Annotated in this window: 15 protein-coding genes; 8 read left to right on the top strand and 7 right to left on the bottom strand. The window is 66.1% G+C overall.

Annotated elements, in window-relative coordinates:
- Positions 1 to 29 precede the first annotated feature (29 nt).
- Both AKL29_RS30475 and AKL29_RS30470 read right to left on the bottom strand, forming a co-directional pair.
- Positions 30 to 1,370: an ATP-binding protein gene (locus AKL29_RS30475; protein WP_050386696.1), complete on the bottom strand. Its 1,341-nt coding sequence runs from the start codon at positions 1,368 to 1,370 to the stop codon at positions 30 to 32.
- Positions 1,367 to 2,089: a response regulator gene (locus AKL29_RS30470; RefSeq protein ID WP_050386695.1), complete on the bottom strand. Its 723-nt coding sequence runs from the start codon at positions 2,087 to 2,089 to the stop codon at positions 1,367 to 1,369. Before AKL29_RS30470 ends, AKL29_RS30475 begins: the two co-directional genes overlap by 4 nt.
- A gap of 283 nt (positions 2,090 to 2,372) precedes the next feature.
- Between AKL29_RS30470 and bamA the strand changes: the two genes are divergently transcribed.
- Positions 2,373 to 4,883, top strand: a complete 2,511-nt coding sequence (gene bamA, locus AKL29_RS30465; RefSeq protein WP_050386694.1) for an outer membrane protein assembly factor BamA — start codon at positions 2,373 to 2,375, stop codon at positions 4,881 to 4,883.
- A gap of 135 nt (positions 4,884 to 5,018) precedes the next feature.
- Entirely contained in the window at positions 5,019 to 5,570 is a 552-nt protein-coding gene (locus AKL29_RS30460) for a carboxymuconolactone decarboxylase family protein (protein ID WP_050386693.1), read from the top strand.
- 8 nt (positions 5,571 to 5,578) lie between these two features.
- Here the strand turns inward: AKL29_RS30460 and AKL29_RS30455 are convergent, their stop codons facing one another.
- Positions 5,579 to 6,145 carry an AAA family ATPase gene (locus AKL29_RS30455; protein ID WP_050386692.1) on the bottom strand — a complete coding sequence of 189 codons (567 nt, stop codon included), beginning with the start codon at positions 6,143 to 6,145 and terminating at the stop codon, positions 5,579 to 5,581.
- A 214-nt stretch (positions 6,146 to 6,359) separates the two neighbouring features.
- Between AKL29_RS30455 and AKL29_RS30450 the strand changes: the two genes are divergently transcribed.
- The gene (locus tag AKL29_RS30450) at positions 6,360 to 7,583 is read left to right on the top strand and encodes a substrate-binding protein (RefSeq protein ID WP_160321807.1); all 1,224 of its coding nucleotides are present in this window, start codon (positions 6,360 to 6,362) and stop codon (positions 7,581 to 7,583) included.
- A 79-nt stretch (positions 7,584 to 7,662) separates the two neighbouring features.
- Positions 7,663 to 8,880 carry an MFS transporter gene (locus AKL29_RS30445; protein ID WP_050386690.1) on the top strand — a complete coding sequence of 406 codons (1,218 nt, stop codon included), beginning with the start codon at positions 7,663 to 7,665 and terminating at the stop codon, positions 8,878 to 8,880.
- Positions 8,881 to 8,908: 28 nt separating this feature from the next.
- On the opposite strand, the gene AKL29_RS30440 is transcribed toward AKL29_RS30445, so the two are convergent.
- On the bottom strand, positions 8,909 to 9,556 hold the full coding sequence (locus AKL29_RS30440; protein ID WP_050386689.1) for a Vgb family protein: 648 nt from the start codon (positions 9,554 to 9,556) through the stop codon (positions 8,909 to 8,911).
- Positions 9,557 to 9,690: 134 nt separating this feature from the next.
- Positions 9,691 to 10,911 (bottom strand): helix-turn-helix domain-containing protein, encoded by a 1,221-nt coding sequence (locus tag AKL29_RS30435; protein ID WP_050386688.1) that lies wholly within the window; start codon positions 10,909 to 10,911, stop codon positions 9,691 to 9,693.
- A gap of 92 nt (positions 10,912 to 11,003) precedes the next feature.
- On the opposite strand from AKL29_RS30435, the gene AKL29_RS30430 reads away from it, so the two are divergent.
- Positions 11,004 to 11,252, top strand: coding sequence for a hypothetical protein (locus tag AKL29_RS30430; RefSeq protein WP_244482504.1), 249 nt, complete (start codon positions 11,004 to 11,006; stop codon positions 11,250 to 11,252).
- 5 nt (positions 11,253 to 11,257) lie between these two features.
- On the opposite strand, the gene AKL29_RS30425 is transcribed toward AKL29_RS30430, so the two are convergent.
- Complete coding sequence (locus tag AKL29_RS30425) at positions 11,258 to 12,349, bottom strand: adenylate/guanylate cyclase domain-containing protein (protein WP_050386686.1); 1,092 nt, start codon at positions 12,347 to 12,349, stop codon at positions 11,258 to 11,260.
- 77 nt (positions 12,350 to 12,426) lie between these two features.
- On the opposite strand from AKL29_RS30425, the gene AKL29_RS30420 reads away from it, so the two are divergent.
- Positions 12,427 to 12,885: an SRPBCC family protein gene (locus AKL29_RS30420; RefSeq protein WP_028335101.1), complete on the top strand. Its 459-nt coding sequence runs from the start codon at positions 12,427 to 12,429 to the stop codon at positions 12,883 to 12,885.
- Between the two features lie 7 nt (positions 12,886 to 12,892).
- Here the strand turns inward: AKL29_RS30420 and AKL29_RS30415 are convergent, their stop codons facing one another.
- Positions 12,893 to 13,534, bottom strand: coding sequence for an HD domain-containing protein (locus AKL29_RS30415; protein ID WP_028335102.1), 642 nt, complete (start codon positions 13,532 to 13,534; stop codon positions 12,893 to 12,895).
- A gap of 206 nt (positions 13,535 to 13,740) precedes the next feature.
- On the opposite strand from AKL29_RS30415, the gene AKL29_RS30410 reads away from it, so the two are divergent.
- Together AKL29_RS30410 and AKL29_RS30405 are read left to right on the top strand one after the other, a co-directional pair.
- Entirely contained in the window at positions 13,741 to 14,706 is a 966-nt protein-coding gene (locus AKL29_RS30410) for a GlxA family transcriptional regulator (RefSeq protein ID WP_050386685.1), read from the top strand.
- Positions 14,707 to 14,796: 90 nt separating this feature from the next.
- The gene (locus tag AKL29_RS30405; protein ID WP_050386684.1) at positions 14,797 to 15,363 is read left to right on the top strand and encodes a hypothetical protein; all 567 of its coding nucleotides are present in this window, start codon (positions 14,797 to 14,799) and stop codon (positions 15,361 to 15,363) included.
- Positions 15,364 to 15,367 lie beyond the last annotated feature (4 nt).

The raw sequence follows: 15,367 nt of genomic DNA, 5'->3' as shown, positions 1-15,367 counted from the left end.
TGCGGGCCAAACCCGATCCTGAATTTGCTCTAGCCAACGAGTTCAGGAACTGCGGGTCGCGACGCGCTCGTCCCGCTTCGATCCGATCCGAGGTGCACGGGCCCTGGCAATTTGATGCGGACAAGAAGGCCGTGCGGCGCGTTGTCGTGCAGGGACAGCTCGCCGCCATGCCCGCACACCATGGCCTGCGCGATCGAAAGGCCAAGTCCGAAGCCGCTTGTCTCGTCCATGGTGCGGGCCTCGTCGCCCCGGACGAACGGCTTCAGCATTTCGGCCCGGCGGTGCTCCGGAATCCCCGGACCGTCGTCCGAGACATCGATGGTGACCTGATTGGCTGACGCACCCAGCCGGATGTCGACTTCGCTACCGAACCTCAGGGCATTCTCCACCAGGTTGGTCACGGTGCGGCTGATCTCGCTCGGGCGGATCAGGAGCGAAGCCCTGGCCGGGCCCTGGTAGCGCACGACGTGGCCGCAATCGGAGAACTGCTCGCAGATCGTCTGCAGCAGGGCGGCGACGTTCACCAGCGTCGGCTTCGCCGCGCTGCCGCCGCTCAGGAATGACAGCACGGATTCCAGCATCGCCTGCATCTGGTCGAGGTCGTGCAGGGTCTCTGCGCGCTGGGCATCGCTTTCGATATATTCGGACCTCAGCCGCAGCCGGGTGATCGGCGTGCGCAGGTCGTGACTGATGGCGGCGAGCATGCGCGTGCGGTCATTCATCAACGTGGTGATGCGTTCGCGCATGCGATTGAGCGCGACCGCTGCGGCGCGGATTTCCTCCGGGCCAGTCTCCGGCAGCGGCGCGGCCGCCTGGCTGATGCTGAAATTCTCGGCGGCGCGGGCAAAGGCGGAGAGCGGCGCGCTGAGCGCGCGGCCGGCCCACACGCCGAGCAGCGTGACGCTCACAAACAGGAACAGGAACGTGCTCACCCAGAACCCGCCGAAGAACGGCGGCATTTTCATCGGGCCGATCGTCGCTTCGAACAGCGCTCCGTCCGGCAACCGAACCGCCGCCGGCGCGGTCTTCGAGGAAAACTCGTCGATATCGTCGGCGCCGGGCCGCTCTGACGAAGCACCGTCGGACGAGTCCGGACCTGCGTCGCGCAATGTGAGGTGCAGCCGAGGAAAGGCTCGATCGGCCGCGCGCAACAACGTTGCGCGATCGGCCGCAGGGGCCTCGGCCAGAAGCTTGGCAACCAGCTGGAACTGATGGATTGGCCTGTCCGCGAACGATCTCGGCTTCTGGCTGATGAAATAGAGCCCGATCAGCGCATGGATGAGCACCAGCGACAGCAGGATCAGCGCGGCGATCTGGCCACTGATCCGGTGGAAGCTGAAAAGCGCGGCAATCCTGCGTGTCCAGCTCATGCGTCCTCCACATGCGGCGTGAAGATGTAGCCGCCGGTGCGCACCGTCCGGATCACCGACGATCCTTCGCTCGTATCGAGCTTGCGGCGAAGCCGGCTGACCAGCACGTCGATGCTGCGCCCGAACGGACTGGCCGGCCGGCTGCGCGTCATGGTCAGGAGGCCATCCCGCGTCAGGATCCTGCCCGGCCGCTCGCAGAACACCTGCAGCAGGTCGAACTCCGCGCTGGTCAACGGGACCTGGGCGCCGTCGGGATCGCGCAATTCGCGCAGGCGAAGATCGATGGTCCAGTCCTGGAAGCGCAGGCGCGCGGCGCTCTGGCCCGAGCGCCCGGCAAGGCCGGCCTGGGCCTGCCGGCGCAGCACGGCGTTGATCCGTGCCAGCAACTCGCGCGGATTGAACGGCTTGGCGAGATAATCATCCGCGCCCATCTCGAGCCCGAGGATCCGGTCGAGGTCCTCGCCCTTTGCCGTGAGCATGATGATCGGGATCGTCGAGTCGCCGCGCAGGCGGCGACACAGGGTTAGTCCATCCTCTCCGGGCAGCATCAGATCGAGGACGACGAGATCGAGCGAATGCCCGGCAAGGTAACGATCCATTTCCCTGCCGTTCGAGGCGGTGGCCACCAGGCAGGATTGGTCGCGCAGGTAGCGGGCAATCAGGTCTCTGGTCTGCAGATCGTCTTCGACGACCAGGATCTTCGGAGTGTTTGCAAGCATGATCCGCGACGGGCCCTCATCATAAGGTCATTGGCGCGCGTTCCGACGCGCTCAGCCACCAATCGACCAGCATACGCGTCGCTTGTGGGCGGCATTGCGCCTTTTCGTAAGCATAGTGTTTCTGAACTGTAAGCGTCGCTCGCAGCCCGAAACAATCGGCGATGCCGGCCGCGTCGCACCGCGCTCACAGTCCCAAACCACTGGAAATAATCCCGCAATCCTGCAGCCACACCGCAGCCATCACCATCCCGTCACAACGGGGGGCTTGTTCGCGAGGTGTGGAATGAAGACGTGGCGGGGCTTTGTCGCGGCAATCGTGCTGTCGGCCTTTTCGATCCCGGGGACGCCGGTGACATGGCCGTTGTTGGCTCCGGTGGCGGCCCAATCGGTCGATGCGATTACGGTCGAAGGCAACCGGCGGGTCGAGGCGGAGACCATCCGCTCCTATTTCAGGCCGGGGCCCGGCGGCCATCTCGATCAGGCTGCCATTGACGATGGCCTCAAGGAGTTGGTCGGGACCGGATTGTTCCAGGACGTCAAGATCAATCAGGCGGGCGGCAGGATCGTCGTTTCGGTGATCGAGAATCCGGTGATCGACCGCGTCGCGTTCGAGGGCAACAAGAAGATCAAGGACGAGCAGCTCTCGACCGAAATGCAGTCCAAGCCGCGGGGTACCCTGTCGCGGCCGATGGTGCAGTCGGATGCGCTGCGGATCGCCGAGATTTATCGGCGCTCAGGCCGCTACGACGTGCACGTCACGCCGGAAATCATCGAACGCTCGAACAACCGCGTCGATCTCGTCTTCACCGTCGACGAGGGAGCGAAGACCGGCATCAAGACCATCGAGTTCATGGGCAACAACAGTTTTTCGGCGGCGCGCCTGAAGGACGTGATCAAGACCCATGAGACGAACTTCCTGAGCTTTCTCGGCAACGCCGACATCTACGACCCGGATCGGGTCGAGGCCGATCGTGACCTGATCCGCCGCTTCTATCTGAAGCACGGCTACGCGGACGTCCAGGTCGTGGCTGCACTCGCCGAGTATGATCCGGAGCGTAAGGGCTTTCAGGTGACGTTCAAGATCGATGAGGGGCAGCAATACCGCGTTGCGACGGTCAGTTTCCGCTCGAACATTGCGGGCTTCGATCCGACGACGCTGCGTTCATTGTCGCGCGTCAGCGAAGGCTCGCTCTACAATGTCGAGGCGGTCGAGAAGTCGGTCGAGGACATGCAGATCGAAGCGTCGCGCCGCGGCTACGCCTTCGCGGTGGTCCGTCCGGACGGCGCCCGGAATTTCGAGGCCCACACGGTGGGGATCGTGTTTCGCGTGGAGGAGGGGCCGCGCACCTATATCGAGCGGATCGATATTCGCGGCAACGGCCGCACCCGAGACTACGTGATCCGGCGTGAGTTCGATCTCTCCGAGGGCGATGCGTATAACCGTGCGCTGGTCGATCGCGCCGAGCGGCGGCTGAAGAATCTGGACTACTTCAAGAGCGTCAAGATCACCACCGAGCCTGGCTCGACGAGCGATCGCGTCGTTCTGATCGTCAACCTGGAGGAAAAGTCGACCGGCGATTTCTCCGTGTCGGGCGGTTATTCCACGACGGACGGCGCGCTTGCCGAGGTCAGCGTCTCGGAGCGAAATCTGCTCGGCCGTGGCCTGTTCGCCAAGGCGACGGTCAGCTACGGCCAGTACTCGCGCGGCCTGTCGCTCTCCTTCGTCGAGCCGTATTTGCTCGACTATCGCGTCGCGCTCGGGCTCGATGCGTATTACAAGGAGCAGCTGCCGACCGACTACACGACCTATGGCGTGAAGACGATCGGGTTCTCACCGCGGCTGGGCCTTGCCTTGCGCGAGGACCTGACCCTCCAGCTGCGGTATTCGCTCTATCAGCAGGAAATCTCACTCGATAGCGCCTACGCGAACTGCAACAACAATCCGTCCAACCCGTCGCTCGCGTTCAATCCGACGCCTGCCTACATCCAGAGTGTGCTCGGCGGCGTCGACCCCACGAACTCGGTCTCGTCAGGGCTGTATGGATATGGCTGCTACGGCGACGGAGAATCCACCCTGCCGGTGCGCAAGGAGTTGGCCGCCGGGGCGACCTGGACCTCGCAGATCGGCTACACGCTGAGCTACAACACCCTCGACAATAACAAGAACCCGACCGACGGCCTGCTGATCGACTTCAAGCAGGACTTTGCCGGCGTCGGCGGCGACGTGACGTATCTGAAGAGCGCGGTCGACGCGAAATACTATACGCCGCTGGTGTCCGACCTGATCGGACTGATTCACCTGCAGGGTGGCCTGCTCACCAAGGTCGGCGACAACGATCTGCGCATGGTGGACCATTTCCAGATGGGGCCGAATCTCGTGCGCGGCTTTGCCACCAACGGCATCGGGCCGCGCGACATCACCTATGCGAGCCTCGGCGCGGTCGGGGATGCGCTCGGCGGCACCAAATATTGGGGTGCGTCGATGGAGCTGCAGATGCCGTTTTGGTTCCTGCCCTCCGAGGTTGGGCTGAAGGGGGCTGTCTATGCGGACGCCGGCTCGCTCTGGGGTTACGAAGGCCCGACGTCGTGGGCCGCAACCGGCGAGGTGAATACGGCTGCTTGCAAATGCGGCCTCCAATACGACGATGGGAACGTGGTACGAACCTCGGTCGGTGTCGGCCTGATCTGGGCCTCGCCGTTCGGCCCGCTGCGCTTCGATTACGCCGTGCCGATCACGAAGGGCAAATACGACATCGTGCAGGAGTTCCGGTTCGGAGGCGGGACTTCATTCTGAGCCGACAGTCGCTCCGCTTGCCGGACTGCGTCGCGGGTTGCGGCCGGCGTGACGCCTGCCATGCCGTCCTGCCGCTTGCGGCGGCCGGAGAAGCGGGGCAGGCTACTTCGGTTCAATTCCCATCCGAGGCAATCCATGTCACGCGTGTCAATCAAGACCAGGAACGACCTGCCGAGCGAGCTCAAGCCGCTGTGGGACAAGATGACCACCTATGGCGCGTTCGAGAACCAGGCAGGCGTCATGGCGCAGCGCCTGCCGATCTTCAAGCACATGTGGTCGCTGCTGGTCGATCTCGCCGACGAGGCGGTGGTCTCGAAGCGGCATCTCGAGCTCGCGCTGGTGACGGTCTCGCTGCTCAACAAGTGCGACTATTGCGTGTCGCACCATGCGCCGAAGCTCGCGATCCAGGGGGTCTCGGAGGCGGGCGCCGAGCGGCTGCTCGACTATCAGGATCATCCCGAACTCGATGCGCTCGACAAGCTCGTGGTCGAATATGCGATCGCCGTCACCAACAACTGGAACAAGACCCGCGACGAGATCTTCGCACGCCTGCGGGAACACTTCTCGGAACCGCAGATTGTCGAGCTGACCTGGCGGATCGCGCTGTGCGGCGCGTTCAATCGCTTCAACGACATCTTGCAGCTCGACGTCGAGCAGGGCGTTCCGCAGCGCGAGGCCGCGGAGTGACGGCCTGATCAGGCCGCCGGTGCGGCGCCGTCGCCGAGCGTCGTGAGCACGAAGTCGGCCCGCGCGGATGGCGGTAGCTTCGGCAGGTTGACGACATCGTAGCCGAGCGTCGGAAGCGTCTCCATCAGCCGCTGATACTCCGCCATTGCAGTCTGGAAGCCGTGCCGCCGCTCCGAATCGGTGACGTAGATCTCGGGCCACGGCGGCGTCATGAACACGCGACCGTGGTAGCGATGGTCGGAGCAGATCGGGTGCAGCACCGGTTCGCCGGTCAATGCCTCCAGCGCCGACGCCGCGTCGACGAGGCCGCGGTCGAAGAACACCCATCCGGAATGGATCTTGGCCATCTCCATATCTTGCAGCGCGACGTCAATGGCGCGCCGCAGGAAGGCCGCCGTATCGACCCAGGGCAGGGCGTTGCCGCCGGACGCGAGCTCATCGGCAACGATGCGGCGGCCGGGCTCTTCGACGACCGGATAGCCGCGTGCACAGAGTTCGGCCAGCAGGGTCGATTTTCCACCGCCGGAGCAGCCGGAGATCAGGACGAAGCGGTTTTGCAAAGGGTATCCTTTCATCAATCGTCACACCGCATGAACGAGCCCTCCGCGAACGCGGGTTGCCAGATAGGCCTGAAATCTTGGGGAAGAAGGCGCGCGGAAATGTCTCGACGCGCGGAGTGAGCATAGCCTCGAATGTGACGCAAATGGGGGCGCGCTTGACGAATTCTTCAGTGCCACGCCGATAATGTCGATCGAGCTGGGTTGGATTCTGCTCGAAGGGACGACGCACATGGCATCACGCTCGATCATCTGCACGACGCTCGCGCTGCTGCTCTGCGGTGCGATGCTTCAGCTGGCGCGCGCCGCGGAATCCGACGGACCGATCCGTATCGGCGCGGTGCTGCCGTTTTCCGGTGGCGTCGAGCTCTATGGCCAGCAGGCGAGGCTCGGGCTCGATCTCGCCGCCAAGGAGATCAACGCGCTAGGCGGCATTCTCGGCCGACCCGTCGAAGTGATCTATGCCGACGACAAGACGCGGCCGGAGGCCGCAGCTGACGCAATGCGTTCGCTGGTCGAAAAGGATGGCGTGCTGGCGGTGGTCGGTCCGATCACCTCGCGCAATCTGAATGCGCTGGTGCCGCTTGCGGAGAGCTCGAAGACGCCGCTGCTCTATGCAACCAATTACGAGGGCGGCAAATGCAGCCGCTATCTGTTTTCGTTCGGCGCGGTGCCGAACCAGGAGCTCGGCCAGCTGCTGCCCTACATGACCCGGACGTTCGGCAACACCTACTTCCTGCTCGGCGCCGACCGGGTCTGGCCGCATCAGATGTTCGGCATCGCGCAGCCCCTGATCGAGAAGCTCGGCGGCAAGGTGGTCGGGACGAAATACACGCTGGGAACGGAGACCGACTTCTCACCGCTGATCAAGGAGATCGCGGCGAGCAAGGCAAAGGTGCTGCTGTTCGCGCTGAAGGGCGACGGGATGGATTTCATCCGGCAGGCCGACGAGGCCGGATTGCTGAAGGACATCACCGTCGCGTTCCTCGGATTGTCCGAAGTCGACCTCGGCATCTTCCGCGGCAAGGGGCAGAACATGGTGACCGTGGTGCCGGCGGTCGCGGCGAGCGAGGACCCTGCCGTCAAGGCGTTCGTCGCGAAGGCCCGCGCCGCCGCGGAGCCAGGCGTCGCGGTGTCGAACTATGTGGTGACGCATTACAACACGCTGATCGCGCTCAAGGCGGCGGCCGAGAAGGCCGGCAAGCTCGACAAGGAGGCGATCGTCGACGCGATGGCGGGCCTCGCCATTCCGTCGCCGACCGGCCCTGTCACGCTCGGTCAGGATCATCACGTGGCGATGAACATGTTCATTGCCGAGACGCAGGGCTCGGAACTCGTGCAGGTGCGAGCACTCGGCGAGATCGCGCCGGAGCCGGGGGTGCAGTCCAGCTGGCCGCTGACCAGGAGGAATATGTCGGTAGCGGCGCTCGAGGCCGCGATGCTCGCAAAAAAGTGAGCTGGCGCGCTCGTCGGTTGTCGGTTTCGCGTCGTCCCGCCCGTCTTCCAGCCAGAATGAGCTGCATGGGAGTTCCGGAATGAGCAATTCGACCTATCGCTGGGTGATCGTCGCGGCCGGCGGCCTGCTCGGCTGCGTCGCGATCGGCGGCATGTTTTCGCTGCCGGTGTTCCTCCAGCCCATGGCGCGCGAGACCGGCTGGTCGGTGACCGGCATCTCCAGCGCGATGACGATCGGCTTCCTCGCGATGGCCTTCACCAGCATGATCTGGGGCACGCTGTCGGACCGCTTCGGGCCGCTCCCGGTGGTGCTGACCGGATCGGTCGTGCTGGCGGCAAGCCTCGCGCTGGCCAGCCAGGCGCCATCGCTGCTGGCCTTTCAGTTCGTGTTCGGCGCGCTGGTCGGCGCCGCCACCGCGGCGATCTTCGCCCCGATGATGGCCTGCGTCACCGGCTGGTTCGACACCCATCGAAGCCTCGCCGTCTCGCTGGTGTCGGCCGGCATGGGCATGGCGCCGATGACGATGTCGCCGCTCGCGGCGTGGCTGATCTCCCACCACGACTGGCGCACCGCGATGCTGATCGTCTCGGGCGTGGTCGGCGCGATCATGATCCCGGTCTCATTCCTGGTGCGCCGCCCGCCGGCGCTGCAGGGCGACCACGCTGAAGCGGTCTCGGAGAACGGCGAACCGCCGATGTCGCTGGCGCAGGCGCTGCGCTCGCCGCAATTCATCATCCTGATCGCGACCAATTTCTTCTGCTGCGCCACCCATTCGGGCCCGATCATCCATACCGTGAGTTACGCGGTCACCTGCGGCATTCCGATGGTTGCTGCGGTGACGATCTACAGCGTCGAAGGGCTCGCCGGGATGGGCGGCCGCATCGCCTTCGGCCTGCTCGGCGACCGTTTTGGCGCCAAGCGCGTGCTGGTGCTCGGATTGCTGGCGCAGGCGTTCGGCGCGCTCGGCTATGTCTTCGTGCGCGAGCTTGCTGCATTCTACGCGGTGGCCGCGATCTTCGGCTTCATCTATGCCGGCACCATGCCGCTGTATTCCGTGCTGATCCGCGAGAACTTCCCGCTGCGGATGATGGGCACGGTGATCGGCGGCACCGCAATGGCTGGCAGCCTCGGCATGGCGACCGGACCGCTCGCCGGCGGCCTGATCTACGACACCTTCGCGAGCTACACGTGGCTCTATGTCGGCTCCTGGGCGGTCGGCATCGGCGCGTTCCTGATCATGATGACCTTCCGCCCGATCCCGGCGGCGCGGCCCACCGCGGTGCCGGCGCCGGCGTGAAGCCGGTGCGTGCGTGAGGCGATCTGCTTCACGCGCGGCTGCGCTTCGGTCGCCGGATGGCACGCACCTTGTTGTTGGCGGAGCCGCTTCCGCAGAAGAAGCGGTCGGCGCCGTCGGACTCGAGACCAGAGACGAACACGCCCTGCGGCATCTCCAGCTTTTCCATGACCTCGCCGGTCTGCGGGTCGATGCGCCGCACGTCGCTTTGATCGCCTTCCCAGGTGCCGTGCCAGAGTTCGCCATCGACCCAGGAGACGCCGGTGACGAACCGGTTGCTTTCGATGGTGCGCAGAACGTTGCCGGTTTCCGGATCGATCTGAACGATCGTGCGGTCGCGATACTGGCCGACCCACAGCGAGCCCTCTGCCCAGGCGAGGCCCGAGTCGCGGCCCCCGCCGGGTGAGGGGATGGTGGATATCACGCGCCCGCTGGTCGGCTCGATCTTCAGGATGCGGTCCTCGGCGATCTGATAGAGGTGCTTGCCGTCGAAGGCGGTGCCGGCATGGGCCGCGATATCGAGGGTGCGGGTGGTGTTGCCGCTGTCGGGATCGAAGGCGACCAGGCGGTCGCCGGCCGCGAACCAGACCTGCTCGCCGTCGAAGCTGACGCCGCCGACGTTCTCGACGCCGTCGAAGGGGCCGTATTCCCGGATGATCTCGGCCGTGGCCTTTTTCATGTGCGCTCCTGTCGCCTGGAGTTTCAGTTCTGATTGAATCAGAATCGAGGCTCCAGATTTCCTGTTTTGACGCGTTTTCTTCACGCGAACCGGTATCCGCTTCGCTCGAAAACGCTTCCGATTGCACCCGGATGCTAGCCGTTCGGCAGCGGGGCAGGGAGTAACAAGGTCGTCGTGAATCCCGGCACCGGCGGCGTCATCCAGCGCCGGGCGCGGGCACGGCCGACCGATTGCACCTTGCCGGTGGCGGCCAGCGCGTCGAGCGCGCGCTGCACGGTGCGCTGGCTCGCCCCCAGCGCAACCGACAGCGCCGAACTCGACCAGGCCTCGCCGTCGGCGAGAAAGGCCAGCACCGCGGCATGCTCTTCCTCGACCGGCAGCGCCAGCACGGTCACCTCGCGCCGGCCATGCGGCTGGAGCACAAAGCCGTCCGGCGTCGCGCTGAGATCGGCCAGCGGCCGCAGCGCCCGGCGCAGTCGTCCGATCTCGACCCGCAGCCGCGCCCGGTGTGATTCATCGGCGTGCTTGCCGCGAAACGCCCGCGCGATCAGCGTGCCGCGCGACACGTCCTGCGGCCACGCTTCGCCCAGCGCGCGGGCGAGCGCGAACAGCACCGGCCGGCGGGTCAGCGAGACCGTCGTGCCGACATCGCGCACGACGTAGCGGCAGGCATCGATGACGAGCGCCTTCGATGCCATCAGGGCCTCGACCTCCTCGAGCAGCAGCGGCCGCTCGCTGCCGCGCGCGATCAGACGCGCCGCGGGTGTCGCGAGCAGGCGCGCGGTGCTCTCGACCTCGGCCGCGAGCTCGGCGATGCCGGCGCGGCGCGCTGCTTCCCTCGCGCGGGCCAGCGCTTCGCGTGCCGGCTTGGTCCGCAACCGCCGCATCGCGATTCCGGCGACGACCAGTTCATGGCCGACCCGCAGTGCCGGCGGGAACGGTGCTGGGTCGAGGCCGGCAAGCATGCGCTCGGCCGCATCGAGGCTCCCGATCAGCAGCAGGCGGCGGATTTCGAGATAGCCGGCATGGGCGGCGTTGAGTGCATCGCCTCGTGCCGCGAGCGTTGCGCGCGCCGCGGCGAGGCTCTTCCCGGGGAAGGAAAGGTCGCGCGACACCAGCGCGATCTCGGCCTCCGCCACCACGCAGCGCGCCCGCGCGACCGCTTCGCGCGGGCCGAAGGCGCGTCCTGCACGCCGCAACAGCTCCTTGGCGCGGGCGAAATCGCCGAGCCGGGCCATCGCGATTCCGCGCAGCGCCAGCGCCGGCGCATCGTCGCGCAGGGCTACCCGTTTCAGTGCGCCGAGGGGATCACCCGCCGCGAGCGCGCGCGCCGCAGCTATGATCAGCGAATCCATTCGAATCCCGACACACTTGTCACTCTCACCCTCCGAGGCCCGGTCCTAACCTAGCACATGACGACATGGATCATCTCCAGAGAGATCGAACGATGACCGGTTTCGAAACACGAGAAGATTGGGCGAGGAGGCGGCTCAGCGGACGCGGGCCCGTCGTGGCGCGCTTTCTGTCGCTGGCGGCGGCGCCGACCTTCGCCGTGATGGCGCTGATTGCCGCGATGGCGCCGGCCGACATGATTTGCGGCGCGATGCAGGGACCGCTGTCATTGCAGGGCATGGTCCCGATGTACGCGCTGATGAGCGCATTTCACCTGGCGCCATGGCTGCGCCTGTTCAGATGACTGGCTCAGCCCTCCGGCAAAGTGAAGACCGCGCATGGCCGTGCGATACCGCGCAAGTCATGACTGCCGAGCGCGACCAGCGGCGTCTCGGTCTCGGCGGCGAGGGCGCCCGAAACCAGCACGGTCTGCTCCAGCGGCTTGCACAGCCCTTCGAGCCGGCTTACCAGATTGACCGCGGCACCGATCGCGGTGAAGTCGAGGCGGTCGGCGGCGCCGATATTGCCCCAGTGCACCTCGCCGAGATGCAGCGCCGCGCCGAATGGCAACGGCGGCAAGCCCTGCTTGCGTCGCTCTGCATCGAGATGCGCCATGCCGACGCGCGCCGCCGACACCGCGCGCAATGCCGCCTCGGATGCGCTGCGCGCGCTGGTCGTGACCGGAAAGATCGCAAGCAGGCCGTCGCCGATGAATTTCAACACCTCGCCGCCGAAGGCGTGGATGGCGCCGGCGATGCGGTCGAACCAGGCATCGAGCGCCGCGATCACCTCGGCAGGCGGATGGCTTTCCGACAGCGCGGTGAAGCCGCGGAGGTCGGCGAACAGCAGTGCCGCCCGGATGGTTTCGCCGGTATTGCGACGCAATGGCGATGCCAGCACGCGCGCCGCGCTGCGCCGGCCGAGATAGGCCTCCAGCGCCGCCGTCAGTGTCGCGCGCGCCGCGAGCGCGGCGACCGGCGCGGCCATGAACCGCGCCGCCTCGCGCAATTGATCCGTCTCGGCAGGTGTGAAGGCGCGTGTCCCGATCCAGCCGAGGGTCGGGCCATCCGGCCGCGTTCCGATCGTGCCCTCATGGATCGGGCCGGGCCCGAGAGTTCCGAGCCAGCGCCGGCCGGCGTCGCCGGATCCCACCATATCGGGCATCGCAAAAGGTTGTTCCGGCGCGAATCCGAGCGCTTCGATGACCTCGCCATTGTCGGCACGCCACAGCCAGGTTCGTCTTGCAATCAGGGGGTGCGGAACCTCGAGCGTCAGAGCGCCGCCGGCAAGCGGCAGGCCATCCGTGATAAGGTGGCTACCCAGGTCTGCCAACAACCGGTTGGCGCCCGCGGTCTCGGCGGCGGCGTCGACCAGCCAGCTCAACGTCGAGGACAATTGCATCACACCATCATGGGGTTGACGCACCACCCTTGTCACGAATTATCCCTGAGCACCGACTGTCAATGGAGCATGGATCGATGACTGAAGCCTTCATCGTTCAACGCGAGATCCAGATCGCAGCCCCGGCTGCAACCGTGTTCGCCTTTCTGACCGATCCGCAGAAGATCGTGAGCTGGATGGGGCTCGAAGCCGCGACCGAGACGCATCCCGGGGGCCTCTACTTCCTCAAGGGGCTCGGCAGCGATCGCAGCCGCGCCGCGCGCGGAGCGTTCCGCGAGGTTGTGCCGGTGCATCGTCTCGCCTACAGCTTCGGCTGGGAGGGCAGCGAGGAAGTGCCGCCGGGATCGAGCCTGATCGAGATCGACCTGATGGAGCAGGACAACGGCACGCTGCTCCGCATGACCCATAGCGGCCTTCCGAACGCCGCGCAGTGCGAGAGCCATGACAAGGGTTGGGCGCATTACATGGGCCGGCTCTCGCTGGCGGCCGCCGGTCGGGATCCCGGCCCCGACCACGGTCCCGCCAACCGCCATTGACGTCGCGTCATGTCGGCCATTTCGAGCCGAGGATGATCGAGCAGAAGTTCATCCTGGTGTAGTTCATGTCCTTCAGCGCCAGCACGTCGGCCTTGACGTTGCCGAAGGTCGTCAGCGGCTTCTTGATGGTGCCGGCGGCGAAATGATCGATGATGTTCTCCTTGAAGTTCGCCTCGCGCGGATGGTGCGCGCAGACATGGTCGCGGTGCTCGTGCGGGAAATCGTCGTAGGCGATGCCGAGCACGTCCATCTCGACGCCGGCGGTGACCAGCGCAATGGTCGGACGCATATGCTCGGGGACGCCAGGCGTGGTGTGCAGGGCGATTGAGGTCCAGACATCCTCGATGTCGCGCTCCGGAACGCCATAGCCCTTGAGGAAGTCGCGTGCGGCGTTGGCGCCGTCGACCTCGAAGCGCAGATCGGGGCTCGCATGCGCTGCGGTCAAGCCCATGTCGTGGAACATGGCGCCGATATAGAGCAACTCGGGATCGAATTTCAGCTTGCGGCGGTTGCCGGTCAGCGCGCCCCAGAAGAACACGCGGCGACTGTGATTGTAGAGCAGGTCGTCCTCGGTATCGCGCACCAGCTGGGTGGCGGCGCGGGCCATCGCGCTGTCGGGTACGCGGATGCCGGCGATGATCTCGGTCATTTCAAGACGCTCCTCGATGTGGCAAGACGATGCCGTGGCGTGCGAACACGCGAGCCCGGCGCTCGTCTCTGCGGTGTGTGCGGATCGCCGGGGTGGCGCGATCCGTGGTGCGTTTGTCGCCCGGTTGGGCCCGATCCCGCAACGATCGCGCGCCGCCGGATCGGGCCAACCAGACGTCGTTTCGCGCCAGCGGGCAGGGAGAAGGTATGGCGGTTCAGAGAGTCGCGATCGCGATTCACGAAGGGGTTCAAGCGCTCGATGTCGCGGGCCCCGTCGACGTGTTCGCGGAGACGAACGGCTTTGTGCCCGCGGGGAATGGCTATGAGACCGTGCTGGTCGGCGCCGGCTGCGAACCGCTGCGCGCGTCGAACGGCATGAAGATATCGGCCGATCTCAGCTTCGCCGAGGCACAGGAGAAGTTCGATATCCTGCTGGTGGCGGGCGGGCCGGCATTGCCCGACGCCGCGCCCGATCCCGAACTGACGCAGTGGCTGCGTGGGGCGCCCGCGCGCGCCGAGCTCTATGGTTCGATCTGCACCGGCGCCTTCGCGCTCGGCCATGCCGGGCTGCTCGACGGCCACAAGGTGACGACGCATTGGCAGAATGCACAGCTTCTGGCGGCGCGCTTCCCGGCAGCCGAGGTGATCTTCGACCGCATCTACATTCGCGACGGACAGCTGATGACCTCGGCCGGCGTGACCGCGGGGATCGATCTCGGGCTCGCGCTGGTCGCCGAGCGGCACGGGCCGCAGGTTGCGGTCGCGGTGGCCAAGCGGCTGGTCGTGGTGGCGCAGCGCCAGGGCGGGCAGTCGCAATTCAGTCCCTATCTCACCGCGCCGGTCGATGAGGATTCGCCGATTGCGCGCGCGCAGGCGCATGTCATGCAGCATGTCGGCGAGCGCCACACGCTGCAGTCGCTGGCGGAAGCCGTCGGCATGAGCGTGCGCAATTTCGGCCGCGCCTTTGCGCAGGAGACCGGAATCACGCCGCATGAATTCGTCGAGCGGGCGCGGGTTGACGCCGCACGCCGGCTGCTCGAGGGCTCAGACCGGCCGCTGAAGGCGGTTGCGTTCGATTGCGGCTTCGGTTCGGCCGACCGGATGCGGATCGTGTTCACCGAGCGGCTCGGCGTGTCGCCGGCGCAGTACCGCGCGAGTTTTAGCAAACTGTGATGCGGTTCATCAACCGGAGGCTGTATCGGGGATAGGATCGACGTCACCGACGCCGGATCCTGCCACACATCTTCTCCCGAGAGGCCGCCCATGGACGCGCTCACGCTCTTCATCATCCGTCATGCCGAGAAGCCGGGCGATTCCTGGCCGGGACCCGGTTTCACCGCGGATGGCGTCTCCGACACCGAATCGCTCGTGCTCCGTGGGTGGGAGCGTGCGGGCGCGTGGACCGCGCTGTTCGGCACCGATCTCACCGGCGGTGACTATGCCAAGCCCGATGCAATCTATGCCGCGACACCGGGCACCACGGCCAATCAGCCGCCGTCGAGCCGTCCGGCCGAGACGATCTCGGCGCTTGCCGCACGGCGCGGCCTGACCCCGAACGAAAGCTTTGGCAAGGGCGATGAGCCGAGGCTGGTGCCTGCGGTGCTGGCGCTGAAGGGCGTCGTGCTGCTGTGCTGGGAGCACAAGGCAATCATCTCCGATATTCTTCCGCTGATCCCGGTCAGCAAGGGCGCGCCGCCGACCAAATGGGAGGGCAGCCGCTTCGACGTCGTGCTGCGCTTCGACCGCGGCAAGGGCGACGACAAGTTCGCCTTCAAGGAGCTGTTTCCAAAATTGCTGTCGGGCGATTCCGACAAGCCGCTAGGCAGCTGAGCCG

This window comes from Bradyrhizobium pachyrhizi (assembly GCF_001189245.1).
GTDB lineage: Bacteria > Pseudomonadota > Alphaproteobacteria > Rhizobiales > Xanthobacteraceae > Bradyrhizobium > Bradyrhizobium pachyrhizi.
This window is presented reverse-complemented; position numbering and strand designations above follow the sequence as displayed.